This window comes from Streptomyces sp. NPDC048612 (genome assembly GCF_043199295.1).
Classification (GTDB): Bacteria; Actinomycetota; Actinomycetes; order Streptomycetales; family Streptomycetaceae; genus Streptomyces.
On record NZ_JBICVV010000028.1, the window covers coordinates 40,456 to 66,020 of the forward strand.

The following is a 25,565-nucleotide window of genomic DNA, read 5'->3' on the forward strand; positions in this document are numbered from 1 at the left end:
CCTGAAGTCGACAAATCCACTGGGTGAGTCCTAGGGGCGTGTCCCGCGGATGACGGCAGACAGGGCAGCGGCCACCCGCGGGCCCATGGGGGGCGCGGGTGGCCGCTGTCAGTTACGGGCGAGCGGGGTCAGTTGCCGAGTTTCCGCACGACACTCGCCACGTAGTCGTAGGCCTCCCCGATCTGCGCGAAGAAGCCCTTCGTCGTGCCGATCCACTCCTGGAGCGGGGTCAGCTCCCAGATCAGCCAGGCCGCCACGAACAGGAGTATCAGCGTGAACAGGCAGCCCTTCAGACAGCCCAGGCCCGGGATCTTCATCGGGTTGGCGCTGCGCTGACGGGGCTCGCGCCGGGGCCGGGGCTCCGGGGCGGGCGGCCGCTGCGGCTCGTAACGCTGCGGCGGCGGCTCCTGGCGCCGCCGGGGCGCCTGCGGCTGCTGCTGTTGCGGCTGCTGCTGGGCGTACGGCACCGGAGCGGGCTGCTGGCGGTACTGAGCCTGCTGCGGGCGCTGCGGCGGCTGCTGGGGGGCGGCCTGCCGCTGCGGACGGCGGCGCAGCGGGTCCTCGCTGGGGTCCAGGTACTGCACCTGGGTCTGCTCGTTGCGGTCGCGGGCGGCCCGCAGCTGGGACTCCCACGGGTGCGGCCCGTCGGGCCCCTGCGGTCCGCCGGCCGGTGCACCCATGGGCATCGGCGGCATGGCCCGCGTCGGATCGCCCTGCCCGGCCCCGCCGCCCTGGCCACCGGAGCCACCCGGTCCGGCCGGGCCGCCCGTGGACGGCAGCACGCTGGTCGCCGCCGCCGGGTCGTACGAACCGGCGCCCGACGGGAGCACCTGGGTGGGATCGGCGTCGCCGCCGCCCTGGCCGCCGTCGGCGCCGGTCCCGGGGACCGTGGCGGGCGCGGGGTCGGGGGCGAGCAGCGCGGCGACACCGAGCGCGGCCTCGGCCTCCTCGGGGCGGGCGTGCACCCCGATACCGGCCGCGACGGTGCGCAGCGCACGGGCGAGGTTCTCGGCGCTGGGCCGCTCCTCGGGCCGCTTGCGCAGACAGCGCTCTATCACCGTCCACAACGGCTCGGGCAGCGTGGCCGGACGCTGCGGCTCCTCGCTGAGGTGCCGGTGCAGCACCTCCAGCGCGGTCGAGCCGGCGAACGGGGGACGGCCGGTGACCAGCTCGTACAGCAGGATGCCGGCGCCGTAGATGTCCACGGCGGAGGTCTGCGGGCGGCCCTCGGCGGACTCCGGCGCCACATAGGCGGGGGTCCCGACGAACTCGTGGGTGCGGGTCAGACCCGGGGAGTCGGCGAGGCGGGCGATGCCGAAGTCGGTCAGCATCGGGTGCATCTCGCTGCTGCCGTCCGAGCCGGCCAGCAGGACGTTCGCGGGCTTGAGGTCGCGGTGGACCACACCGTCGGCGTGGCTGGCGGCCAGCGCGTCGGCGATCTGCGCCGTCAGCAGCGCGGCGGCCACCGGGCTGAACGGCCCGCTGTCCCGCAGATAGCGGTGCAGGTCGGGGCCGTCGACCAGGTCCATGACCAGGGCGAGCAGATCGCCCTCGACGACGAGGTCGCGGGTACGGACGATGTTCGGGTGGGTGAGCCGCAGCAGGACGGAGCGCTCCCGCAGGAAGCGCATCACCACGTCCGCGTCGTGCGCCAGCTCCTCCTTGAGGACCTTGATCGCGACCGTCTCACCGGGCTCTCCTGCCACGGCGGCCTCGGCGCCCGCCGTCTCCCGCTGGCGGGCACGCCAGACGGTGCCCGTGGCACCGCGTCCCAGCGGCTCCTCGAGCAGGTACTTGCTGCCTACCGGCCGCACGTCATGCGCTCCCTGGTCGTGATGGTTCCCTGGCCCGGCCCGCCCGGTCAGCTGATCGACTCGGCGCGGTCCGTCCGACCCACTGTAGTGCCGTCGCACAAGCTTTTCGGTTCCGGCGGCCCAGTGCGGGCTTGTGGGAAAGACGCGGGTTCGGGACGGATGGTTGCCTGCCCCGCCGGGACGGTGCGGGGCCGCGCCCGCGCGCTCCCGCCGGAGGCCTTCCGAGCTGACCACGGCGGTCGAAATCCGGCCGGGCACGGCACGCAAGCAGGCACTTTTTCGCCCTTAGAAGACCAATCAAGATCACGGAACGGCGGTCGGCGGGCGCGGTGTCAGTGGCAGGTGCGAGGATGCACCCAGCACGATGCGGTGGGGGCGCGCGGTCCTTGTCGCGGCGTGCACTTGGGACTTGTACGTGCCGACGTGCCCGGGTGCGGTGGGGGAGCGAGCGGGCCCCGCCGATCCCGGCAGAAGGGACCGTTGACGGCGATGCAGATCCGGCTGACCGTCCTCGGGCCGCGCAGCGGCCACCCCACACGGGCCTGCGATGTGCTGGTGACGGCCCCTGCCGGGACCGCGCTGGCGGCGGTGGCCGGCTCGCTCGCCGCCTCCGTGGCCGGCACCGGCGCGGACGTCGGCGGCACGGGCGGCAGCGCCCCCGTCGTCCTGTACGCCGGGACCGAGCGCCTCGACCCGCAGCGCGCGGCGATCGGCGAGCCCCCGCTGATCGACGGCGCGGTGCTCTCCCTCCAGAACCCCGGCCCCGCCCCGGCACACGGCCTGCCGCACGGCTCCGCGCGGCTCCGCGTCGTCTCCGGCCCCGACGCCGGCGGCGTGCACCTGCTGCACGGCGGCCAGATCCGCATCGGCCGCTCCGCCGACGCCGACGTCCCCCTCGACGACCCCGATGTCTCCCGGCTGCACTGCACCGTGACCGTCGGACCGGACGGCTCGGTGTCCGTCGCCGACCTGCGCTCCACCAACGGCACCGTCCTGGACGGCACCGACCTCGACGAACGGCCCGCTCCCCTGCCGCCCGGCACCCTGCTGCGCATCGGCGAGTCCGCCCTGCGCCTCCAGTCCGCGCCCGGTGCCCCGGACCCCGCCCTGCCGACCACACCGGACGGCGAGGGCCATCTGCGGATCACCCCGGGAGCGGCGGCCCCGGCAGGACGCGCGCAGGAGCACGGGGGCAACGGGACGGCGGGCCCGCACGGTGCCACCGCCGCCGTCGGCGGCGCCTACACAGGAGCCGGGACCTACCCCGGCCCCGGGGCGTACGACCGGCTGGGCGGCGCTCCCGCGGCGGCTCCCCCGTCCGCACGGGTGGCGACCGCGCCCGGCCGCCGGGACACCCCCCTGCGCGGCACCCCGGCCGGATACGGCGCGGCCGCCCCGGACGGCGCCCCGCGCCCGTCCGGCCCCCCGTACCCGGACACCTCCACCGGCCCTGTCTACGACCGCACCCCCGACGGCCCGGCCCCGTCCGCCGGCTGGGGACCCGGCGTACGGGAACCGGCCGGCGGACACCCGGACGCCGGGCAGCAGCGGACACACGGCGGGCAGCAGGCGCTGGCACCGGCCGACGAGGCGCCCCGTAAGGGCGGACGGCGGGGCGGCATCGGGGCCTGGGCGCGGCGGCTGGCCGGCGGCCGGCCCGCCGTGGAACAGCCGGACGCGTTCCGCCCGGCGGAGTACGCACCCGCCGGTGATCCCCTGACCGCCTACGCGGACGCCCCCGGCGACGTCCCGGACACGGAGGCGCCCGCGGGGCCCGCCGCCGAGGAACGCTGGCCGGACGCCGCCGCCGTCCTGCTCACCGCACTGGGCCCAGGGCCCCGGCTCTGGGAGCGCGGCCCGGACCACCCCGACGCGCTGACCGTCCGGCTGGGCACCGCCGCCCGCGGCGGCGGCCGGACCGCGCTGCCGGTCACCGTCGAGCTGCGCCGGGCGGGCTCCCTCGGCCTCGCCGGACCGCGGGCCCGGCTGACCGGACTGGCCCGCTGCGCCCTCGCCCAGCTCGCCGCCCTGCACTCCCCCGGCACCCTCGACATCGTGCTGATCAGCGCGGACCGGGCCCGCCCCGCCGAGGAGCGGGTGGCGGACTGGTCCTGGCTCGGCTGGCTGCCGCAGGTCCGCCCGGACCGCGGCCAGGACTGCCGGCTGCTGCTCGCCTACGACACGGACCAGGCCCTGGCCCGTACCTCCGAGCTGGTGCGCCGGCTCGACGACTCTGCCCTCGGCCCCGGCTGGGCGGACGCCGAGCGGGCGGAGATCGCCGCCGCCGCGGCCCGCCACCAGGGCCCGTACACCCTCGTGATCGTGGACGGCGACCCCGGCGGCTCCGCGCTCCGCGAGACCACCGCCCGGCTGGCCACGGCCGGCGCGGCGGCCGGCATCCATCTGCTGTGCCTGGCCGAGACCCCGGCCTCCTCCCCCGCCTTCCCGCTGGCCGCGACCTACGAAGCGGCCCGGAAGGCGTCACCCGCCTTCGGGGAGTGCGGGGCCGTCGCCGTGCTCAGCGGTGACGTCGCCACGGCGCTGCGCGTCGTCCAGCCCGGCTCGGGGCCCCACGGCACGGTCGCGACGGTGGACGCGGTCTCCGGCGCCTGGGCCGAACGGTTCGCGCGGGCGCTGGCGCCGCTGCGGGAGACCGACGCGGCGGCCCGGGCCGGCGGCGCCCTGGCGCGGGTGGCCGTCCCGCTGCCCGAAGCGGCGCGGCTGCTGGACGAGTTGGGGCTGGCCCGCGCCACCCCGGCGTCCCTGATGGCCCGTTGGGCCGCCGCCCTGGACACCGGCCGACCCGGCGCAGCGGCGGTGCTGGGCGCCGGACCGCACGGCCCGTTGTGCGCCGACCTCGCCGCCGACGGCTCACACCTCCTCGTCGAGGGCGCCGCGGCCACCGGCAAGACCGAGCTGCTGCGTTCGCTGGCCGCCTCGCTCGCCGCCGCCGACCGCCCGGACCTGCTGTCGCTGGTGCTGGTGGACGGCGGCGGCAGCGAGCGCGGCGAGGGCCTGCGGGTGTGCACCGACCTGCCGCACGTCACGACACACCTCGCCGCCTCGGACCCGGTACGGATGCGGGAGTTCGCCCAGGCACTGTCCTCGGAACTGAAGCGCCGCGCGGAGATACTCGCCGGCACCCCGTTCGCCGAGTGGCGCGGCAAACACCTCCCGGCGCCGCGGATCGCCGCACCACGGCGCTCGACCGAGGGTTACGGAGAGCAGGAACCAATCACTCTCCGTAATCGTTGCCGTAACAAGGAGGAGGAAGGCGGCACACCGGCAGACCCGTCAACGACCGGCACCCTCCGCCTGCGCGCCCGCGGCGGAGCACCCGCCGAGGACGGGGCGAGCCCCCAGGAACCCGCGGTCCCGATGCCCCGGCTGTTCGTGCTGGTCGACGACTTCGACGCGCTGGTCGCCCCCGCCCTGGGCAGCACGGGCCGCCCCGCCGCCGGGTCCGTGGTGCGCGCCCTGGAGTCGGTGGCCCGGGACGGGGCCGCGCTCGGAGTGCACCTGATAGCCGCAACCGGCCATCCGGACCGCACGGCGGAGACCGCCACCAGCGAACAGGCCGGTCTGCGCGTCCAGTTGGGCGCCACCGCCGATCCGTCCGAGCCGGCCCCCGCGGGCCGCGGGCGGCTGTACCGCGCGGCGGACGGCTCCTCGACCCCGTTCCAGGCGGGCCGGGTCACGGGGCGGATACCCCGGACGTCCACCCTCCGGCCGACGGTCGTCCCGCTGGAGTGGCAGCGGATGGGCGACCCGCCCGCCCGGCGCCCACTGCGCGAACTGGGCAACGGCCCGACCGACCTGGCCCTGCTCGCCAGCGCCCTGCAGCGGGCCGCGCAGTCCTCGGGGGCGGCGGCGGGGGCGTCGTTGCTGTGAGGGTGTGGGGCGTGGGCTGCTGTGGGGGCGCGGCATGCCCCCCTTCGCCGCATGCTCGTAGGCGCCACCCATAACAGCCGCGTCACGAAAGGGCGGTTGGCGGGGAAGGCGGTATTGCGGAGCCTGTGGTCAGGGCGTAGGACTGTCGCACACCGCAGGACACCGACCGCCGGATGACACTGCACGGCGCATGACGCCGGCGGCGCGCCGTAGCCGTATGGGCGACGCCGCACAGTGCACCGCACCACGGAGCAGCGCAGCGCCATTGCAGCACCGCATTGCAGCGGCATCACTACCCGGCGTGGAACGAACGGCGCGAGGCCAAGGGCACGGCGCGGCACGGGCGACGCCGCATCACGCCGACGGCGCGACACCAAGGGCACGGCGCATGACGCCGGCGGCTCGGCACAGCGGCACGGCGCGGCTTGGGCGTCCCGGCGCCGCATCGCGGCAGCCGCAGCCAGCCGCACGGCACGGCACGGGCCGTATCGCGGCAGCCACGCCGCACGGCACGACAACCGCACCGTATGGGCACGACCAACCGCACCGTATGGGCACGACAACCACGCCGCATGGCGCGCATGGCACGGCGGCGAGGGGCCCGTGGCGCGGTGGGGACCGGTAGGGCAGGCGGCAGGGACAGGGGGCTTTGGAGATGCGCAGACGACTCGGCCGTATGGGGCGCAGGGGTGGACGCGCGGCGGGCTCGGTGGCGGTGGGGGTGGCGCTCGCTCTGGCGCTGGCCGCGTGTGGTGGCGGCAGTGGTGGTGCGAAGGGCGGAGGGAGCGGTAAGGGGGGCAGTACCGCCCCCACGGTGCGGCTGCCCTCGCTCAAGGGGGAGAAGCTTCAGGTCACGGCCGTGTGGACGGGGCCCGAGCGGGAGAACTTCGTGAAGGTGCTGGACGAGTTCGAGAAGCGCACCGGCGCCACGGTCGACTTCGTGCCCAGCGGGGACGACATGGCCGGTTTCGTCGGCTCCAAGATCGCCGGTGGCGGGCCGCCGGACGTCGCGATGCTGCAACAGGTGGGCGTGCTCCACGAGTTCGCGGCGAAGGGCTGGCTGAAGCCGCTCGGGGCGGGGGCCAGGGCGCAGCTGGCCAAGAACTACGCGAAGGGCTGGCGGGATCTCGGCGCCCACAAGGGCACCCCGTACGGCGTCTACTTCAAGGCCAGCAACAAGTCGCTGGTCTGGTACAACGCCCGGGCGTTCGACGACGCCGGGGTGCGGGAGCCGAAGAGCTGGCGGGACTTCCTGAAGGCGGCGCGGACGCTGTCCGAGTCGGGTGTCGAGCCGGTCTCGGTGGGCGGTGCGGACGGCTGGACGCTGACCGACTGGTTCGAGAACGTCTATCTCTCGCAGGCGGGCCCGGCGAAGTACGACCAGCTGGCGCAGCACAGGATCAAGTGGACCGATCCCACGGTCAGGCGGGCGTTGACCACGCTGGGGCAGCTCTTCGGCCGTGCGGAGCTGCTCGCGGGCGGGAACTCCGGTGCGTTGCAGACGGATTTCCCGACGTCGGTGACGCAGACGTTCAGCGGCGGTGACGCCCCGAAGGCGGCGATGGTCTCGTCGGCGGACTTCGCGGCCGCCAATATCGCCCAGACCAAGGCCAGGGTGGGTACGGACGCCAAGGTGTTCCCGTTCCCGGCGGTGGGGGCCAGGTCGCCGGTGGTGACCGGGGGCGATGTGGCGGTGGCGCTCAAGGACGGCAGGGCGGCGCAGGCGTTGCTGGCGTTCCTGGCGTCGACGGATGCCGCGAAGATCTGGGCGCAGGCCGGCGGGTTCCTGTCGCCGAACAAGGAGCTGGACCGGGCGGCGTACGCGGACGGGGTGCTGCGGGAGATCGCCGGGGCGCTGGTGGCGGCGGGTGACGACTTCCGTTTCGACATGTCCGACCAGGCGCCCGCCTCGTTCGGTGGCAAGCCGGGCCAGGGCGAGTGGAAGGACCTGCAGGACTTCCTGAAGCGCCCGAAGGATGTCGCGGGGGCGCAGGCGCAGCTGGAGAAGGACGCCGCCGCGTCGTTCGGGCGCTGACGGCGACGCCGACGGCAACGGCGGCGGGGACCGGGACTGGGACCAGGGGGCGTCACGATGAGCGGCGTACGGGTCGGCAGGAGCGGCGGGAGTGCGGGCGGGCGGCGTGGCGGGGGCGGCGGTAGGGGGCGCCCGCGGATGCCGGCCCGTCCTCGGGCGCCGGGGCGCGGCCGGGCAGGGGGCGGCCGTCGCTGGATGGCCGCGGTGTTCCTGTTGCCGGCGCTGGTGCTGCTCGGTGCGCTGGTCGGCTATCCAGTGGTGTTCTCCGTGGGCCGCAGTCTGTTCGACGCGTCCGGGGACGGCTTCGTGGGGCTGGACAACTACGGTGCGCTCTTCTCCGACGAGGGCATCCGTACGGCGCTGCGGAACAACGTCGTCTGGGTGGTGGTGGCGCCGACGGTCTCGACCGTGCTGGGGCTGATCTTCGCGGTGCTGACCGAGCGGGTGCGCTGGGGTACCGCGTTCAAGCTGGTCGTGTTCATGCCGATGGCGATCTCGATGCTGGCTGCCGGGATCATCTTCCGGCTGGTGTACGACCAGGCCCCGGAGCGCGGGGTGGCGAACGCGGTGTGGGTCGGGGTGCACGACACCTTCGCCGGTCCGGCGCCGTTCCCCGGTGCCAGGCCGCGGCCGCGGGCGGATCTGAAGGCGTCCGGGGGCGGCGGGTTCACCACCGGCTCGGCGGTCCGGGCGGGGTCGCCGGTGCTGTTGCCGCTGGTCGCGGTCCAGCCGGGCGATCTGCGCGGGGCGCGGCCGGCCGCCGCCGCCCGGCCGCGGCCGGACCGGGTCACCGGCACGGTGTGGCTGGACTTCTCCCGGGGCGGCGGGGGCCGGCCGGGTGTGATCGACGGCGGCGAGCGGGCGCTGGCCGGTCTGCGGGTCGAAGCGGTCCGGGGCGGCCGGGTGGTCGCGTCGGCCACGACGGCGGCCGACGGCGGCTTCTCGCTGCCCGCGGAGGGGGCGGACGGGGCGCGGCTGCGGTTGCCCGCGGCCAACTTCGCCGAGGCGTACCGCGGTGTCGACTGGCTCGGTCCGGCGCTGGTCACTCCGGCGGTCATCGGCTCCTATGTGTGGATGTGGGCCGGTTTCGCGATGGTGCTGATCGCGGCGGGGCTGGCGGCGGTGCCGCGGGAGCTGCTGGAGGCGGCGCGGGTGGACGGCGCGGGCGAGTGGCAGGTGTTCCGCCGGATCACGGTGCCGCTGCTGGCTCCGGTGCTGGTGGTGGTGCTGGTCACGCTCATGATCAATGTGCTGAAGATCTTCGATCTGGTGTACATCATCGCGCCGGGCTCCAGCCTGCGGTCCGCGAACGTGCTGGCGCTGCAGCTCTTCCAGTCGTCGTTCGGCACGGATGTCGACGAGGGGCTGGGGAGTGCGATCGCCGTGTTCCTGCTGCTGCTGGTGCTGCCGGTGATGTACGTGAATCTCCGGCGCCTACGGAGGGAGCGTCGCCGATGACGACGGTGGACGGTGCCGTACGGGGCGGGCGCGGCGGCGCGGCCGGTGGCGTGCGGGCGCGGCGGCGGCTCGTGGCGCGGGTCGCGGCGCGGACCGGTGGCGGTGCGGTGCGGGTCTTTCTGGTGCTGGTGGCGCTGTTCTGGCTGATGCCGTCGGTGGGGCTGTTGCTGTCGTCGTTGCGCAGCCCTGAGCGGATCGCCGGGTCGGGGTGGTGGCAGGTCTTCCGGCGGCCGGCGGAGATCACCTGGGACAACTACAGCCAGCTGCTGTCGGACGACAAGGTGATGGGGTCGCTGCTGACCACGGCGGCGATCACGGTGCCGGCGACGGTGCTGGTGGTGGTGATCGGCTCGCTGGCGGGTTATGCGTTCGCCTGGATGGAGTTTCCCGGGCGGGACGGCTGGTTCCTGGTGGTGGTGGGGCTGCTGGTGGTGCCGGTGCAGGTGGCGCTGATTCCGGTGGCCAAGCTGTTCGGCGCGGTGGGGCTGTTCGAGACGACGGCCGGGGTGGTGCTGTTCCACACGGCGTTCGGGCTGCCGTTCGCGGTGTTCCTGCTGCGGAACTTCTTCGCCGAGATCCCGCGGGAGCTGCTGGAGGCGGCGCGGCTGGACGGGGCGGGTGAGCTGCGGCTGTTCACCCGGGTGGTGCTGCCGCTGGGCGGTCCGGCGATCGCCTCGCTGGCGATCTTCCAGTTCCTGTGGGTGTGGAACGACATGCTGGTCGCGCTGATCTTCGCGGACAGCGGTAGTCCGCCGGTCACCGTCGCCCTCCAGCAGGAGGTGCGGCAGTTCGGCAACAACATCGATGTGCTGGCGCCCGGCGCGTTTCTGTCGATGGTGGTGCCGCTGATCGTCTTCTTTGCGTTCCAGCGCCGGTTCGTGTCGGGGGTGATGGCCGGCGCGGTGAAGTGATCTGCACGCGGGGCCCGGTCCGGCCGGGGTCCGCGCCATCTCCCGTTCACTTTGCTGCGCCTACGATGCCGTCACCGCCGTGCGGCGCACGGTGCGACGGGGCCGTGTCTTGGCGGCGGCCCGCGCGGTGCCGCCCTGTCCCATGGACGGAGGCGTGGTGCCCCGGTCCTGCCGGGCGCCTCTGCGCGGCGGCCGCGGCGCCGGGCGCGCGCCCACAGCCGCGGAGACGCACAACAGCAGACAGCGACGCAGCACACACATCACACGGCACGGCCGTTCACGGTTTTTTCCGTGCATCCACGGCAGCGGCGCCGGCACATACCGCTTCTTCCCCCACGCACGTGTCGTCCCCTGCCCACGTTCCCGACCGTCTGGAGACGGACCGCACATGACTGCCCCCCTCGCAGACCACAGTGCCGATCAACTCCCTCGACCCACCCGGCTGTCCGAGGTGAAGGGCTGGTTCTTCACCGCGGACCAGCTGCTCTTCGACTGGTTCCTGCGCCATCAGCAAGGCCGCGCGGAGCCGGGTGACCTGCTCGAACTGGGCGCGTACATGGGCAAGAGCGCGATCTTCCTCGGGGCGCGGCGGCGGGCCGGTGAGCGTTTCACGGTCTGTGACCTCTTCGACTCGCCCGCCGGGGACGCCTCGAACTCGCAGGAGATGAGGAAGTCCTACGCGACCCTGACGCGCCGGGCCTTCGAGGCGAACTACCTTGCCTTTCATGAGGAGTTGCCGACCATCGTGCAGGGGCTCAGCTCGCTCGTCGGTGACCATGTCGAGGAGGGCTCGGTGCGTTTCGCGCATATCGACGCCTCGCATCTGTACGCGCATGTGCACGGCGACATCGTGGCGGTGCGCAGGCTGCTGACGGATCACGGTGTGGTGGTGCTGGACGACTACCGTGCCGAGCACTGTCCGGGGGTGGCCGCCGCGACCTGGCAGGCCGTCACGAACGAGGGGCTGCGCCCGGTGTGTGTCACCGGCACCAAGTTCTACGGGACGTGGGGTGATCCGGGGCCGCTGCAGCGGGCGCTGGTCGACTGGATCACGGCGCGCGGTGACATCTGGCACGAGGTGCAGGAGGTCAATGGCGCGCCGCTGGTCCGGCTGAGTGCCAAGGGGGCGGCGGAGCCCGCCCATCCGGTGTCCCGGCACCGGCCGGCGGGGGGCCGCTCCCCGCAGCGGTCGGCGGCGCGGGGCCCGGCGGGGCGTCCGGGGCCGCGCCCGTCGCTCCCGGCCCGTACGGCGCTGCGCCGGGTGGCGCTGGAGGTGCTGCCGCCGGTGGTCACCCGGGCCGTCAGGACTGCCCGGAAGCGCGCCGGTACCCGCTGACCGCGCCGCGCGCAGGGGCCGGGTGCGGGGCGGAGCCGCCCCGGCCCCGCGTACCGGCCCGCCCTACCGCGGTACCTGTCCGACCAGGACGAACACGTTGCGGCGCAGCAGTATCCCGGCCGGGCGGGGCAGTGGGTGGGAGTAGGTGCGCCGGACGGCGAGGCCGGCGGATTCGGCGAAGGCGCGCAGCAGCGGGAAGTCGGTGAAGCGCACGGGGGTGGGGCCGGCCCGGTGTCCGGCTTCCTGGGCGGTGATCAGCAGGACGCCGCCGCCGGGCCGCACGTAGGGCACGTAGGCGCGCAGCAGTCCTTCGACCTGTTCGTCGTCGAGGTGTTCCAGGACGTGTGCGGTGAGCAGGGCGTCGAAGGCGCCGGGCCGGGCGTGCGGGCTCGCGAGGAAGGCGTCGGCCGTGTAGGCGGTCAGTCCGCGTTCCCGGCAGCGGGCCACGGACTGCGGGTCGTGGTCCACGCCGACGCTGCCGGGGGCGCAGCCGGCGAGGGTGTCGCCGGTGTCGCAGCCGATCTCCAGTACCCGCCCGCTGCCGATCCGCCGGAGCTGGCGGCGGAACGGGGCGCGGGCGGGCAGCAGCCGTGCCGGTCCGCCGCGCCGGTGCTCGGCGGGCAGCCGGGCGGTGGAGGCGGACGGGGCGGTGCCCGCGGCGGAGGCGGGCCGAGCGGTCCGGACGTCGCCGCCGGGCGGCCCGGCGTCGGGGCTGTCGGTGGCGGCGGAGCTGTCGGTTCGGCCGGGCATCGGACGCGGTCACCTTCCCTGGGGGACACGGCGCGCGGGGCGCCGTGGGGCTGTGGAACGGGTCTACGGCATCGGGCGCGGCCCGGCGCTACGGCGCGCCGACTTCGCGCACCGAGCGTAATGACGTGACCACGCTCTGTCGATGAGGGGTCTCACCCTTTCAGCGCAGATCCGGTGACCGTGCCGCCGTGGGCGAGTTGAACGGACCGGTCTTGTGCATCGCCAGTCCGGAAAGGCTTGGTCCGCGTATGAAGCCACGGCTCACCGTCGTCGTCCCGGTCCATCGCACCGAGGGGTCCGAGCGGAATGTGGAGGAGTGCCTGGAGTCGGTCGCGGCCCAGACGCTGACCGGTCTGGACGTGGTGCTGGTGGACGGCCCGCCGGGCGCGGGCGGCGCCGGTCCGGCCGCGGTGGTCGCCCGGCGCTTCGCGGCGCGCGACCCGCGGTTCCGGATCGTCCACCACACCGGGGACGGCCCGGACCCGGGCTGTGGCGCGGTCCGCAACACCGGTGCCCGGCACGCCTATCCGCACACCGGCTATCTCGCGTTCCTGGACGCCGACGAGGATGTGCTGCTGCCGCGCGCGTACGAGGATCTCGTCGGGCTGCTGGACCGGTCCGGGTCGGATCTCGCGACCGGGAACGTGTACCGGCTGGGCGCGGGCGGCCGCAGCCAGTCCGCGCACCATCCGGCGGACCGCGAGACCGTGCTGCGGACCCGGGTCGGCGAGGATCTGTCCCTGCTGTCCGACCATGTCGCCCGGAACAAGGTCTTCCGCCGCTCCTTCTGGGACCGGCACGCCTTCGCGTTCCCCGAGGGCGAGTGGTGCCATGACGCGGCGGTGACGCTGCCGGCGTTCTTCCTGGCCGACGCGGTCGATGTGCTGCACGAGCACGTCTGTTACCGGCGGCTGCCGGAGGGGCCCGGCCGGCACCGGCGGCTCGACGCCCGGGGGGTGCGGGACCGGTTCGCGGCGGTCGCGGGCATCCGGCGCTTCCTCGACGACCCGGCGCGCGACGGGCTGCGCGGTCACCGGCGCGACTACGACCGGGCGCAGCTCACCGAGGGGCTGCTGGATCTGGTGGAGGCGCTGCCGGGGGCGGCCCCGGAGTGCCGGACCGCGTTCCTGGACTGTGCCCGGGACTTCCTGTCGGGGGCCGATCCGGCGCTGTTCCCTGCGCTGCCCGTGGAGCTGCGGATGCGCTGGTATCTGATCCGTGCCGGGCGGCTGGCGGATCTGCTGGCGCTGCTCACCCACGAGGCGCGCAACCCGGCGGGGTTCACCGTGGCGGGGCCGCCGCTGCGCAAGCGGGCGGTGCTGCCGCTGACGCCACCGCTGGAGCTGCCGCCGGGTGTGACCCGGCTGGCGGGGGCGGACTTCCCGGTCATGGCCCGGGTGACGGACGCGGTGTGGCGGGACGGCGTGCTGGTGCTGCGCGGCTATGCCTATCTGCGGAATCTGGACGCCGCGGCCCGGCACCGCTACCTCAGGACGGCGGTGCTGTCGTGCGGGCGGCGCCGTGTGCTGCTGCCGCTGCGTACCGTCCCGGTGCCGGCGGCGACCGTGGAGTCCGGTCAGGAGCTGCACTGTTACGACTGGTCGGGCTTCGAGCTGCGGGTCGATCCGGCGCGGCTGCGGCGGGGCGGGCGCTGGGAGGAGGGCGACTGGTCAGTGGGGGTGCTGCTGGCGTCGGCCGGGGTGGTGCGGGCGGGCGCACTGTCGGCCGCCGACACCGGTTCGGGTGCGGCGCCGCGGGCCCATGAGGTGGCCGGGGGCGGCGCGGCGGACGGGGTGCGGATCACGCCCTGGTACGCGGGCGGGCGGCTGCGGCTGTCGGTGGGGCGCGGGGTGCGGCGGCTGGCCGGCCACGGGGCCGCGGCGGCCGGGGACCTGGAGCTGACCGTCACGGCGCCGGGCCCGCGGCCGGACGCGCTGCGGCTGACCCATCAGGGGACCGGCACGGTGGTGTCGTTCCCGGTGGAGACGGCGCCGCCGGGGGCGGACGGCGAGGGGCCCGGTGCGCCGCCGTCCGCGCACACCTTCCGTGTGCGGCTCGACGCGCTGGCCGCCGCCCGTCCCGCGCGGGACGGCGCGCCGCGGGCGGTGCCGCCCGCGCACACCGACAGCTGGGCGGCGGAGCTGGTGCTGCCGGGCGGCGGCGGCCCGGTCGTCTGCGACCCGGAGCTGACGCCGGTGCCGTATCCGCTGCCGCACGGCCGGGAGTTGGTGGTGGCCGCGTCCCCGGCCGGGCATCTGGTGCTGCACGACCGCGTGCCGCAGCCGTATCTGGACCGGCTGGCGTGGCGCGCGGACGGCACGCTGCTGCTGTCCGGCGGGCTGCCGGCCGCCGCGCCGCACCACACGGAGCTGGTCCTCAAGCACCGGACGCACGCCGCCGAGCTGGCCTTCCCCACCACCCATGACGAGGGCCGGTTCCACGGCACCCTGCCGCTGGGCGCGCTGCCCTCGCCGGCCGGGCCGGTGCCGCTGCGTGAGGGCCGCTGGACGCTGCATCTGCGGGAACGGGGCGCGCCCGGCTCGCCGTTGGACGCCCCGGTGCGCTGTGCGCCGTCCGCGCTGGACGGGCTGCCGGCGTCCCGTACGGTCCGCGGCAAGCCGTTCGCCCTGGACCGGCACCGGCAGGACGAGGCGCTCGTGGTGGCGGGGCCGGCGCTGCCCGCCACCGACCGGGGCCCCTACCGCCGCCGGATGCTGCGCGAGCAGCACTATCCGCTGCACCGCTCCCGCCCGCTGCGCGACACCGTCCTCTACAGCAGTTTCGGCGGCCGGGCGTACGGGGATTCGCCGCGTGCGGTGCACGAGGAGCTGGTCCGCCGGGGCATGGAGGTGGAGCACCTGTGGGCGGTGCGTGACGCGCAGACCGCGGTGCCGGACACGGCCCGTGCGGTGCTGGTGGGCAGCGCGGAGTGGCACGGGGCGCTGGCGCACAGCCGGTGGGTGGTCACCAACACGCATCTGCCGCGGTGGTTCACCCGCCGGGGCGGGCAGCGGATCATCCAGACCTGGCACGGGACGCCGCTCAAGCGGATCGGCGCGGATCTGGCGGGCACGCTGTGCGCGGGGCTGGCGCATCTGGCGCCGCGGCCGCGGGTGAGCCGGCAGTGGAGCGTGCTGCTGTCGCCGAACGCGCACAGCACCCCGGTGCTGCGCTCGGCGCTGGGCTACTCCGGGCGGCTGGTGGAGACCGGACTGCCGCGTACGGACGCCCTGTTCGCGCCGGACCGTGCGGGGGCCGCGGCGGCGGTGCGGGAGCGGCTGGGCATCGAGCCGGGGCGGCGGGTGGTGCTGTACGCGCCGACGCCGCGGGACGATCTGGCCTACGACGCGGGGCACCACCGGCTGCATCTGCCGCTGGATCTGGAGCTGGCGCGGCGGGAGCTGGCCGAGGACCATGTGCTGCTGGTGCGGGGGCATCCGCTGGTGGCGGACCGGCTGCCGGCGCACCATGCGCCGTTCGCGCGCGACGTGTCGGCCCATCCGGACGCCACCGAGCTGCTGCTGGCGGCGGATGTGCTGGTCACCGACTACTCGTCGCTGGCCGTCGACTTCGCCAACACGGGCCGGCCGATGCTCTTCCTGACGCCCGATCTGGCGCACTACCGCGACACGCTGCGGGGCTTCACGCTCGACTTCGAGGCCCGGGTGCCGGGGCCGCTGCTCGGTTCGACGGGTGAACTGGTCGACGCGCTGGGGGACTTGCCGGCGATCGCCGCGGCGGGCGCGGACGCGTACGCGGATTTCCGGGAGGCGTTCTGCCACCGGGACGACGGCGGTGCGGCGGGCCGGGTCGCGGATCTGATGGAGCGGTGAGCGGGGCCGGTCCGCCGCAAGATGGTGGTGTGCGGATCGGCATCCCGCGGCGTTCGCGTCGTTACAGCATGTGCGGGCGCCCTCACGGGCCCGGCACACCCCAAGCCCGGCTCCCGCCCGGCAATAAGACGGCAAGTGGGCGGAAAAGCGGAGCGGCGGGTGCAACCGCGCGACGGATTTCGCCCTCTGAATCATCGGAAATGGGTTCGGAATTCCCTCTCGCGCCAAGAGATGCTGTCGACACGAAATGTAGATTTCAGTGACTGTGAAAGAAGCCCTTGAGCCGCTGCCGGGGCCCACCATCACGCCATCCGCGCAGGTCAGCATCGTGGTCATCGCTTTCAACGATGTCGGCCACGTCGGCGACGCGGTGCGTTCCGCACTGGCGCAGGGGAGCCCCGGCGAAACGGTCACCGAAGTGATCGCGGTGAACGACGCCTCCACCGACGGCACCGGCGCCGCATTGGATGCCCTGGCCCGTACCGAACCGCGGCTCCGGGTCCTGCACCGTGACGAGAACAGCGGGGGCTGCGGCACACCCCGCAATGACGGGCTGCGCGCCGCCACCGGGCGGTTCGTGATGTTCCTCGACAGTGACGACGTGCTGCCGCCGGGCGCGGCCCGTGCACTGCTGGCGGCGGCGCTGGAGCACGACGCGCCGGTCGTGGCCGGGGCGTGTGTGCGCCGGGAGCTGCCCGCGCACCGCGATGTGCCCTGGCAGCCGGCGCTCTACCGGGAGCCGGCGGTGCACGTTTCGCCGGAGGCCAGCCCACAGCTGGTGCGGGACACGCTGTGCGTCAACAAGCTTTATGAGCGGGATTTCCTCGACAAGCACGCCATCGCGTTCCCCGAGGGCCGCTTCACCTATGAGGATTTCGTTTTCACCGCGCGGGTGCTGGCCGCTGGGCCGCGGATCGTGACCCTTCCCGACCGGGTGTATGTGTGGCACGTGCGCCGTTCGGCCGCCCGGCAGTCGATTTCGCTGGACCGCAAGGACGTCGCCAACTGGCAGGCGCGGATCGCGGCGCACCGGGCCAGTGTGCGGATCTTCCAGGAGGCCGGGCAGCCGGCGCTGGCGCACGCCGCGCGGACCAAGTTCCTCGACCACGATCTGCGGATGTACGTCCGTGAGCTGCATACCCGTGGCGCCGACTACCGGGCCGAGTGGTGGCGGCTGACCCGGGAGTATCTGGCGGGTTTCGAGGAGCCGGATCTGCGGGCCGCGCGGGCCCCGGCGCGCTGGCTGGCCCGGGTGGTGCTGGCCTCGCCGGCGCCGCGGGACCTGGGGCGGCTGACGCAGCTGGCGGCCCGGCCGGGGCGGCTGCTGCCGCCGTACGCGGAGGCCGGGGGGCGCGCGGTGTGGTCCGGGGACCTGCCGGAGGTGGAGCTGGACGCGCTCGGCACCAAGCCGATGCACCGACTGCCGGTGACCATAGACGCGGAGCCGGCGGTCAGCAGTCCCGGGGTGCTGCGGCTGCGGGTGCACGACCTGTACGGGCGGCTGGCCGCGGCGGGGCCGGTGAGCATCGACATCGAGCTGCGGCGCCGCCGGGACGACCGGCGCGGCCCGGTCCACACCGCGGCGCTGACCCCGGCCCCGGGCGCCGGCGGCGCGGAGGCCTGCTGGACCGCGGAGATCGTGCTGGATCTCGGGGCGCTGGTCGAGGGGGACGGCCACGACCGGGCCGATCCCGAGCCCTGGGATCTGATGGCACAGGTCAGCTGCGCGGACGGGGCGGGGTTCCGGGCGGCGCTGCGGGCCATCGGGCCGGGGCTGCGCCGCCGGGTGCTGCCCAGCCGCCGTCATGTCCTGCTGCTGGTGCAGCCGTATGCGACGACCGGCGGGGCGCTGTCGCTGCGGGTCGCGTCGGGTCTGCGCAGTGTGTGGCGGATCGCCGCCCGGCGGCTGCGCAGCTGACCGTCCACACCCCTCCCCCGCATGTGTGTCCCCGAGCCTAGGATGGCGCTATGTCTTACTTGATCACGGGTGGTGCCGGCTACATCGGCTCCCATGTCGTACGGGCCCTGCGCCAGGCGGGCGAGACGGTCGTCGTGCTCGACGACCTGACGTCGGGGGTGCGCGCCCGGGTCCCCGAGGGGGTCCCGCTGGTCGTCGGCTCCACGCTGAACCGTGAGCTGCTCGACACCGTCCTCGCCGAGCACGGCGTCACCGACGTCATCCACCTCGCCGCCAAGAAGCAGGTCGGTGAGTCCGTCGAGATGCCGCTGGTCTACTACCGGGAGAACGTGCACGGTCTGCAGACGCTGCTGGAGGCGATGGCCGCGGGCGGCGTGGGCCGGCTGGTCTTCTCCTCCTCGGCGGCGGTCTACGGCATGCCGGACGTCGGTCTGGTCACCGAGGACACCCCGTGCACCCCGATCAACCCGTACGGCGAGACCAAGCTGGCCGGTGAGTGGATGGTGCGTGCGGCGGGCCGGGCGCACGGCATCAGCACGGCCTGTCTGCGTTACTTCAACGTCGCGGGGGCGGCCACGCCGGAGCTGGCCGACACCGGTGTCTTCAACATCGTGCCGATGGTCTTCGAGCGGCTCACCGCAGGCGAGGCGCCGCGCATCTTCGGCGACGACTACGACACCCCGGACGGCACCTGCATCCGCGACTACATCCATGTCGCCGATCTCGCCGAGGCGCATGTGGCGGCGGCCCGCAGGCTCGCCGAGCCGGGCCCGGTGCGGGATCTGACGCTCAACATCGGGCGCGGTGAGGGCGTTTCGGTGCGGGAGATGATCGAGCTGATCACCTCGGTCACCGGGCACGGGGACGTCACCGCCGAGGTCACGCCGCGCCGGGCCGGTGACCCGGCCCGGGTGGTGGCGGCCGCCGACCGGATCGCCGACGAGCTGGGCTGGAAGGCCCGCCACGACGTCCGCGACATGATCACCTCGGCGTGGGCGGGCTGGCAGTACCACCACCCGCGGGGCTGACCGCGGCGCGGGTGTCCGGTCAGGCCAGCGGGTGCGAGGTCCGGCCGGACGCCGCGTCGATCTCGTCGTGTGCCTTGGTGAGCAGCTTCATCGCGAGTTCGTTGAGTGCCCGGCCGCCCGCCACCTCTTCGCCGACGCGTGGCTGGTTGGCGTCGACGGGGTGACGGCTGGCGTAGCCGTGGGACCGCACCTCGGTCCCGTCGGGCAGCCGTACCAGGGCGGCGGCGCGAGTGCGGTGGGTGTCCTCCTCGAATTCCAGCTCGACATGCCATCCGACAGCGGTCTGCAACATGACGCTTCACCTCCGGAGCCGCTGTTACCAGGGTGCGCCCGCGTGCGGTGCGCCGCACGGTGTGCGGGGGCCGGGCCTCCCCGTGGAGGCCCGGCCCCGGTGGTCTCGCCGGTGCCGCGCGCCTACGGCTGGAGGGTGATCGAGTTGATCGGCGTCATGTTCTTGTCGATGTAGTTGTTGGCCGGCAGGTAGCCCTGGCAGCCGGTGCCGTTGTAGCCGGTGCAGGTCCGCATGGTCGCGCCGCCGGACTGGTTGTTGTAGATGCGGTGCACGCCGACCATGTTGCTGAGGTTGTGAGCCCCGTAGCTGTAGTAGAAGTGCGACGGGTGGCCGCCGTTCCAGCCGGCGTTCTGCGGGTAGATGCAGACCGCGCCGTAGGGGCATCCCTGAGTGGTGGCGGCCTGGGCGGCGGCGGGTCCGGCGGTGCCGACGACCACGCCGGCCGGGACGAGCAGTGCCGCGGCGGCTGCGGCGGCCAGGCCGGCGCGCTTGAGTACGGACATGAGTGTTCCCCCTGTCATACGGCCCCGGGAGGTCCTCTCCCGGGGGTGCACCGGTGGCCGGTGCCGTGGTCAGCCTGTGGCAGCGGGACGGGGCGGGCAACGGCATTCGGCTGTCTCCGAAAGGGGCTCACGGGCCGGGGTGCCGGGCGGTGCGGGGGCGTGCGGGCGGGGGTCAGCGGCGCGCCCGGCGCAGCAGGTCCGCCGGGGAGCGGCCCGGCACGGTGAGGGTCAGGGGCGTGCGCCCGCCGTCGCCGGGGTGCGCCGCGCGGACCGGCAGTTCGCGGCGGAACGGCCCCGCGGTCACCCGCAGCGCCACCCGCCAGGTGCCCGGGGGGCCGCCGCGCAGCAGGGCGCGCACGGTGTAGCGGTCGCCGGCGGCCCGCTCGACGGTGGTGCGCAGCGCCACGGTGCGCGTCCCGTCGTGGAGGAGCAGCCGCAGCTCGGCGTCCACGGGGCAGCCGGGGAGGGTGAGCCGCGCGGCGAGCGCGGCCCGGCCGGAGCGGATGCGGTCGGCGGTGCCGCGCAGATCGTCGCCGAGGGGGCGGCGGGCCCCGTGGCGGTCCAGGTCGAGGTGCAGGTGGCCGTGCGGACGGGAGCGGAAGAGGGCGGCGACGGCCGGGCCGGCGGGGCCCCGGCCGGTGAGGCGGGGTGCGAAGGCACCGGCTTCGCCGGGGTCGTCCGGTGCGCTCTCCGGGACCAGCCAGGCCTCGCGGCGGAGGCTCTGCCCGGCGGCGGCGCCGGTGCCGTGCGCGGTGACCGCGATCTTGAAGCCCCAGACGCCGTCGGTGAGCGGCCCGCCGTCCGCCGCGGTCGCCGGGTCGACGGCGGCCTGCCAGGCGCCGTCCGCGTACCGGGCGGGGACCCGGTGGGTGGTGCCGTCGCGGCGCAGCAGGATCTCGGCGGTGTCGCCGCCGAGCCAGCGGAGGGCGGCGGTGCCCCGCAGGTGGAGGACGCCGCCGGCCCAGTGCTGCCGGGTGAGCCGCTGGCGCAGTACGACGCGGTCGGTGAGGTCGTAGCAGGTGTCGGGGAGGGCGCGGTGCGGGTCGCGGAAGTAGGGGTAGGCGGCGTAGACGCGGCCGTCGCTGTCGAGGCGGGGCGGGTCCGGGTGGTGCTCGGTGTCGGCGCGGACGACGGCGGTGAGCTGGTCGTCGAGCCCGGCGCGCAGACAGTGGGCGCGCAGCCGGAGCCGGGGCGGCAGGGCGGCCGCCACCCGGTCGGTGAGGTAGCGCTCCACGAGGGGGCGCGCGGCGTCGGCCATCGCGGTGCGGCCGGCCGGGTCGCGGGCGAGGAAGGGGGCCCCGAAGGGCATGAGTATCTCGCCGTGGAAGTGCCGGACCATCAGTTTGTCGCGGTTGGCGCCGGGCGGGACCGCGGCGGCGACCTCGTCGAGGACGGTGGCGATGTAGCGGAGGTAGTCGCACCAGTCGGTGTCCTGGCGGCTGGCGTTGCTGTGGTCCTCGCGTCCGTGCAGGTAGTAGCAGGTGCGTTCGGCGAAGACGGAGACGACGTCGGCGCGCAGCAGGGCGGTGATGCCGAACGGCAGGTCCTCGGCGAGCAGCCGGCCCTCGGCGAAGCGCAGCCGGTGTTGTTCGACGAAGGAGCGGCGGAAGAGCTTGTAGGCGGCGAGGGACCAGTAGACCGGGGAGTCGAAGACGGAGACCCGCTCGCTGGTGGTGCGCAGGTCGACGGGGGCGGCGCGGCCGTCGGCGCCGGCGATCCGGCCGTAGACGATGTCCGAGCCGCACTTCTGGGCCGTCCGGGTGAGCCAGAAGAGCGCCTGGGGGTCGAGGCGGTCGTCGGAGTCGAGGAAGAAGACGTAGTCGCCGGTGGCGCGGGCGAGTCCGGCGTTGCGGGGTTTGCCCGCGCCGCCGGAGGCCTCCTGGTGCAGCACCGTCAGCCGGGGGTTGCGGCGGGCCTGTTCGGCCAGCCATTCGGCGCTGCCGTCGGTCGAGCCGTCGTCGACGGCTATCACCTCGATGTGGCGCCGGCCGAGGGTCTGGGCGAAGACCGAGCCGAGGCAGCGGTCGAGGTAGCGGCGGGTGTTGTGCACCGGCACGATGACCGACACGGTCGGCGCCGGGGCGTCGGGTCCGGCGGGGGCCGTGGCCGCGGGGTCGTCGGGGACGGGCACGGTGCGCTCCGTTCTCTCGTCTGTCCCCGATGGGCCCGGCGTCGCAGCAGGGCAGGGGGGACTGTCCAGACATACAACGCGGGCCGCGCCTGCGCCGACCGTGGAGGACCGCCGGCGGCCCCGATGCCCGCCACCCCACTAGAGGCGGTCGAGCCCCTGGAGGTTCCCCGGGCCCGGCCCGGCGAGGGGCCGCCCGGCGAGGCGCTGCCCGGCGAAGGGCAACAGCGCGGCATCCCCGACAAGCGGTACAGAAATTTCAGGTAACGGACAACAACCTTTTCGGGTGAACAGTAGTCAGAAATCTGACACCGCAGGAGACCCCTTTGGGCCTTTTTTGCGTTCTGTACCCAGCTCGCCACGAGGAGTAGCACCGCATGTCCGAGAGAGGCTCCGCCGCCGGCCCCCGCTTCAGCGTCATCGTGCCCGTGTTCAAGGTGCAGGGGTTCCTGCGCGAGTGCCTGGACTCCGTGCTGGCGCAGGAGTTCACCGACTTCGAGCTGATCGCCGTCGACGACTGCTCACCCGACCGCAGCGGCGCCGTCCTCGACGAGTACGCCGCCCTCGACAGCCGGGTACGGGTCCGCCACCTCCCGGAGAACACCGGCCCGGGCCCCGCCCGCAACGCCGGCCTCGCCCGGGCCCGCGGCGACTACCTCCTCTTCCTCGACAGCGACGACACCCTGGCGCCCGGCGCGCTCGGCGCCCTCGCCGCACGGCTGGCCGCCACCGGCGGCCCCGAGATCCTGGTCTTCGACTACGCCCGGACGTACTGGGACGGCAGCACCCGCCGCAACGCCCTCGCCACGCTGCTCGACGAGTCCGGCGCGCCCTCCTTCCCGCTCACCGAGCGGCCCCGGCTCCTCGATCTGCTGCAGATCGTCTGGAACAAGGCCTACCGCCGCGACTTCGTCGAGAAGCACGGCTTCACCTTCCCCGCGGGCTACTACGAGGACGCCCCCTGGACGTTCTGCACGCTGATCACCGCGCAGCGGATCGCGGTCCTCGACCGGGTCTGTCTGCACTACCGCCAGCGCCGGCAGGGCGGCAACATCCTGCGCACCACGAGCCGCCGGCACTTCGACGTCTTCGACCAGTACGCCCGGGTCTTCGACCACCTCGACGCGCACCCCGGTCTGGCGCACTGGCGCCCGCACATGTTCCGCAAGATGGTCGACCACTATCTGACCGTCCTGGACAAGCCCGGCCGGCTGCCGCGCGGCGCCGGGGCCGAGTTCTTCCACCGCGCCGCCCGCGACTACCGGCTGCGGCTGCCGGCCGGTTTCGTCCGGCCGCCGGGTGTGGCGGGCGGCAAGTACGCGCTGCTGGCCAGGGACGCCTATCCGGCGCTGGCCGGGCTGAAGGCCGCCGGCAAGGTGCGGCGCACGGTGCGCAGGCACGCCGGCAAGCGGATCGGGCAGGCCAAGCGCAAGGCCGTGGACCTGCGCTACCAGGCGCTGCGGCGGCAGCCGCTGGACGAGAACCTCGCGGTCTACTCCGCGTACTGGAACCGGCTGCCGGCCTGCAACCCGCTGGCGGTCTACGAGAAGGCCAGGGAGCTGGCGCCGGACGTGCACGGCGTCTGGGTCGTCAAGAAGCAGCTCGCCGACGCGGTGCCGGCCGGCATCGACCACGTGGTGCTGAACTCCCCGCGCTACTGGGAGGTGATGGCCCGCGCCAAGTACCTCGTCAACAACGTCAACTTCGCCGACAACGTGGTCAAGCGCGAGGGGCAGATCCACCTCCAGACCCACCACGGCACCCCGCTGAAGTCGATGGGCACCGACCAGAAGCGCTACCCGGCCGCCGCCAAGGGCATGAGCTTCCGCAAGCTGCTGGCCCGCGCCGACCGCTGGGACTTCTCGCTCTCCGCCAACCGGCACACCACCGAGCAGTGGGAGCGCGTCTACCCCTGCGACTTCGCGTCACTGGACGCCGGTTACCCCCGTAACGACGTGTACTACCGGGCCACCGCCCAGGACGTCCTCGACCTCCGCGAGCGCCTCGGCATCGCCCCCGGCAGGACGGCCGTCCTGTACGCGCCGACGATGCGCGACTACCAGGTCGGCTACGTCCCGCGGCTCGGCCTGGAGCGGCTCTCCCGCGCACTGGGCGAGAACTTCGTCCTGCTGGTGCGCACCCACTACTTCTACGACCGGGACCCCGGCCTCCAGAAGCTCCAGGAGCGCGGTGCGCTGATCGACGTCTCCGGCCACCCGGCCGTCGAGGAACTGTGCCTGGCCGCCGACGCCCTGGTCACCGACTATTCGTCGATCATGTTCGATTACGCCAACCTCGACCGGCCGATCATCACCTACGCCGACGACTGGGACACCTACGTCCGCTCCCGGGGCGTCACCTTCGACCTGCTCTCGGGCCTGCCGGGCGACACCCCGGGCGCCGTCGCCACCACCGAGGACGAGCTGATCGAGGTCTTCCGCAGCGGCCGCTGGGACGACGAGCGGACCACCGCGCTGCGCGCCGCGTTCCGCACCCGCTTCTGCCCGTGGGACGACGGCCACGCCGCCGAGCGTGTGGTCCGCCGCGTCTTCCTCGGCCAGGAGACGGTCCCGCAGCCGCTCCCCCAGGAACAGCGCACCCTCGCACCGTCCCCCCGCGCCGCGGCCACGGCCGCCGGCCTGATCAAACTGCCGTTGCCGCGGACGGCGGCCCACGACGAGGTACGGGCGGCGGAGGCCACGGAGACCTCGGGGGGCGGCGGCGCTTCGGGGGTGGAGCGGGCGGGCTGAGGGCGGGGCTGAGCCGGACCGGGCCGGGCCGGGCGGGCCGGGCGGGCCGGGCGGGCCGGGCGGGCCGGGCGGGCCGGGCGGGCCGGGCGGGCCGAGTCGAGCGGGAATACCCGCCCCGGCTCGGCACGTTGTGGCCCCGAAGGGGGCCCACGCACCCCCTACGGGATCTGTTCGCCCCCGCCCTAGGGACCTCCCGCCCCCGGCGACAGCCCCCCGGCGACAGCCCCCGGCCGCCCCCACCCCGCCGCCCGCCCTCACTCCGCCCCGAGCGCCGCCACCACCGAGGCCGACAGCGCGTCGAGGTACCCCTTGGGCAGCTCGTCGCGGACGACCAGCAGCCGCCAGTACAGCGGCCCGGTCAGCAGGTCCAGCGCGAGCCGGGTGTCCACGTCCGGCGGCAGCTCGCCGCGCTCCACCGCCCGCGCCACCACCGCGGCCGCGACGCCCTCCTGGCTGTCGTGCAGCGCCGCCTTCAGCGCCTGCGCCAGCTCGGGGCTACGGGCCGCCTCCGCCAGCAGGTCCGGGATGATCTGCGAGGCCATCGGGTGCCGCAGCGCACGCGAGGCGACCTCCAGCAGCATCCGTACGTCGCCCGGGAGCGACCCGGTGTCCGGCGACGGCATGCCCGCCACCGCCACCGCCGAGACCACGTCCAGGACGAGGTGCAGCTTGGAGCGCCACCGCCGGTAGACGGCGGTCTTGCCGACGCCCGCCCGCCGCGCGATGCCCTCGATCGACATCCGCGCGAAGCCCACCGCGGCCAGCTCCTCGAAGACCGCGGCGCGGATCGCCTCGGTCTTGTCCTCCCGCAGTACGGCGGCGCCCGCCGGGGCCCGGCGTGCCGCCGCGGGTTCGTTCCCGCTGCCGTTGTGTGCCATGGCATGACCCTACCGTCACGACGCTACGGTTGCGTTTCGA

Annotated in this window: 15 protein-coding genes; 9 read left to right on the forward strand and 6 right to left on the reverse strand. The window is 74.7% G+C overall.

Translation table 11 applies throughout. The features are described from left to right. Positions 1-128: 128 nt before the first annotated feature. Positions 129-1,814, reverse strand: a complete 1,686-nt coding sequence (locus ACGFN2_RS31320; protein WP_393366010.1) for a serine/threonine-protein kinase — start codon at positions 1,812-1,814, stop codon at positions 129-131. Between the two features lie 489 nt (positions 1,815-2,303). On the opposite strand from ACGFN2_RS31320, the gene ACGFN2_RS31325 reads away from it, so the two are divergent. The 5 genes from ACGFN2_RS31325 (at position 2,304) to ACGFN2_RS31345 (ending at position 11,445) form a co-directional block, all read left to right on the forward strand. Next, the gene (locus ACGFN2_RS31325) at positions 2,304-5,705 is read left to right on the forward strand and encodes an FtsK/SpoIIIE domain-containing protein (RefSeq protein WP_393366063.1); all 3,402 of its coding nucleotides are present in this window, start codon (positions 2,304-2,306) and stop codon (positions 5,703-5,705) included. Between the two features lie 676 nt (positions 5,706-6,381). Then, positions 6,382-7,740, forward strand: coding sequence for an ABC transporter substrate-binding protein (locus ACGFN2_RS31330; RefSeq protein WP_393366065.1), 1,359 nt, complete (start codon positions 6,382-6,384; stop codon positions 7,738-7,740). Between the two features lie 138 nt (positions 7,741-7,878). Beyond that, positions 7,879-9,198 (forward strand): carbohydrate ABC transporter permease, encoded by a 1,320-nt coding sequence (locus tag ACGFN2_RS31335; protein WP_393366012.1) that lies wholly within the window; start codon positions 7,879-7,881, stop codon positions 9,196-9,198. Beyond that, positions 9,195-10,109 carry a carbohydrate ABC transporter permease gene (locus ACGFN2_RS31340; protein WP_393366014.1) on the forward strand — a complete coding sequence of 305 codons (915 nt, stop codon included), beginning with the start codon at positions 9,195-9,197 and terminating at the stop codon, positions 10,107-10,109. Before ACGFN2_RS31335 ends, ACGFN2_RS31340 begins: the two co-directional genes overlap by 4 nt. A gap of 388 nt (positions 10,110-10,497) precedes the next feature. Continuing rightward, positions 10,498-11,445 carry a class I SAM-dependent methyltransferase gene (locus ACGFN2_RS31345; protein ID WP_393366016.1) on the forward strand — a complete coding sequence of 316 codons (948 nt, stop codon included), beginning with the start codon at positions 10,498-10,500 and terminating at the stop codon, positions 11,443-11,445. A 63-nt stretch (positions 11,446-11,508) separates the two neighbouring features. On the opposite strand, the gene ACGFN2_RS31350 is transcribed toward ACGFN2_RS31345, so the two are convergent. Then, complete coding sequence (locus tag ACGFN2_RS31350; RefSeq protein ID WP_362608655.1) at positions 11,509-12,195, reverse strand: class I SAM-dependent methyltransferase; 687 nt, start codon at positions 12,193-12,195, stop codon at positions 11,509-11,511. A gap of 248 nt (positions 12,196-12,443) precedes the next feature. Here ACGFN2_RS31350 and ACGFN2_RS31355 point away from each other — a divergent pair, with 248 nt between their 5' ends. The 3 genes from ACGFN2_RS31355 to galE all read left to right on the forward strand — a co-directional run bounded on the left by ACGFN2_RS31355 (position 12,444) and on the right by galE (position 18,974). After that, positions 12,444-16,028 (forward strand): CDP-glycerol glycerophosphotransferase family protein, encoded by a 3,585-nt coding sequence (locus tag ACGFN2_RS31355; RefSeq protein WP_393366019.1) that lies wholly within the window; start codon positions 12,444-12,446, stop codon positions 16,026-16,028. Positions 16,029-16,293: 265 nt separating this feature from the next. Then, positions 16,294-17,946 (forward strand): glycosyltransferase family 2 protein, encoded by a 1,653-nt coding sequence (locus tag ACGFN2_RS31360; RefSeq protein WP_393366067.1) that lies wholly within the window; start codon positions 16,294-16,296, stop codon positions 17,944-17,946. Between the two features lie 50 nt (positions 17,947-17,996). Then, entirely contained in the window at positions 17,997-18,974 is a 978-nt protein-coding gene (gene galE / locus ACGFN2_RS31365; protein ID WP_393366021.1) for a UDP-glucose 4-epimerase GalE, read from the forward strand. A gap of 19 nt (positions 18,975-18,993) precedes the next feature. Here the strand turns inward: galE and ACGFN2_RS31370 are convergent, their stop codons facing one another. The 3 genes from ACGFN2_RS31370 to ACGFN2_RS31380 all read right to left on the reverse strand — a co-directional run bounded on the left by ACGFN2_RS31370 (position 18,994) and on the right by ACGFN2_RS31380 (position 21,900). Further along, on the reverse strand, positions 18,994-19,266 hold the full coding sequence (locus tag ACGFN2_RS31370) for a DUF1876 domain-containing protein (RefSeq protein ID WP_362608660.1): 273 nt from the start codon (positions 19,264-19,266) through the stop codon (positions 18,994-18,996). Positions 19,267-19,388: 122 nt separating this feature from the next. Beyond that, positions 19,389-19,769, reverse strand: a complete 381-nt coding sequence (locus ACGFN2_RS31375) for a hypothetical protein (protein ID WP_362608661.1) — start codon at positions 19,767-19,769, stop codon at positions 19,389-19,391. A gap of 172 nt (positions 19,770-19,941) precedes the next feature. Next, positions 19,942-21,900, reverse strand: coding sequence for a glycosyltransferase family 2 protein (locus tag ACGFN2_RS31380; protein WP_393366023.1), 1,959 nt, complete (start codon positions 21,898-21,900; stop codon positions 19,942-19,944). A 374-nt stretch (positions 21,901-22,274) separates the two neighbouring features. Here ACGFN2_RS31380 and ACGFN2_RS31385 point away from each other — a divergent pair, with 374 nt between their 5' ends. Continuing rightward, the gene (locus tag ACGFN2_RS31385) at positions 22,275-24,647 is read left to right on the forward strand and encodes a CDP-glycerol glycerophosphotransferase family protein (RefSeq protein ID WP_393366025.1); all 2,373 of its coding nucleotides are present in this window, start codon (positions 22,275-22,277) and stop codon (positions 24,645-24,647) included. A 254-nt stretch (positions 24,648-24,901) separates the two neighbouring features. On the opposite strand, the gene ACGFN2_RS31390 is transcribed toward ACGFN2_RS31385, so the two are convergent. After that, a complete protein-coding gene (locus ACGFN2_RS31390; RefSeq protein WP_393366027.1) occupies positions 24,902-25,525 on the reverse strand; it encodes a TetR/AcrR family transcriptional regulator in 624 nt (207 codons plus the stop codon). Between the last annotated feature and the right edge of the window lie 40 nt (positions 25,526-25,565).

Bases quoted from the DNA above. Each gene is read 5' to 3' on its own strand.
- ACGFN2_RS31325 (WP_393366063.1), top strand. From the start codon at position 2,304: ATGCAGATCCGGCTGACCGTCCTCGGGCCGCGCAGCGGCCACCCCACA.
- ACGFN2_RS31330 (WP_393366065.1), top strand. From the start codon at position 6,382: ATGGGGCGCAGGGGTGGACGCGCGGCGGGCTCGGTGGCGGTGGGGGTG.
- ACGFN2_RS31335 (WP_393366012.1), top strand. From the start codon at position 7,879: ATGCCGGCCCGTCCTCGGGCGCCGGGGCGCGGCCGGGCAGGGGGCGGC.
- ACGFN2_RS31340 (WP_393366014.1), top strand. From the start codon at position 9,195: ATGACGACGGTGGACGGTGCCGTACGGGGCGGGCGCGGCGGCGCGGCC.
- ACGFN2_RS31345 (WP_393366016.1), top strand. From the start codon at position 10,498: ATGACTGCCCCCCTCGCAGACCACAGTGCCGATCAACTCCCTCGACCC.
- ACGFN2_RS31350 (WP_362608655.1), bottom strand. From the start codon at position 12,195: ATGCCCGGCCGAACCGACAGCTCCGCCGCCACCGACAGCCCCGACGCC.
- ACGFN2_RS31355 (WP_393366019.1), top strand. From the start codon at position 12,444: ATGAAGCCACGGCTCACCGTCGTCGTCCCGGTCCATCGCACCGAGGGG.
- galE (WP_393366021.1), top strand. From the start codon at position 17,997: ATGTCTTACTTGATCACGGGTGGTGCCGGCTACATCGGCTCCCATGTC.
- ACGFN2_RS31370 (WP_362608660.1), bottom strand. From the start codon at position 19,266: ATGTTGCAGACCGCTGTCGGATGGCATGTCGAGCTGGAATTCGAGGAG.
- ACGFN2_RS31375 (WP_362608661.1), bottom strand. From the start codon at position 19,769: ATGTCCGTACTCAAGCGCGCCGGCCTGGCCGCCGCAGCCGCCGCGGCA.
- ACGFN2_RS31385 (WP_393366025.1), top strand. From the start codon at position 22,275: ATGTCCGAGAGAGGCTCCGCCGCCGGCCCCCGCTTCAGCGTCATCGTG.
- ACGFN2_RS31390 (WP_393366027.1), bottom strand. From the start codon at position 25,525: ATGGCACACAACGGCAGCGGGAACGAACCCGCGGCGGCACGCCGGGCC.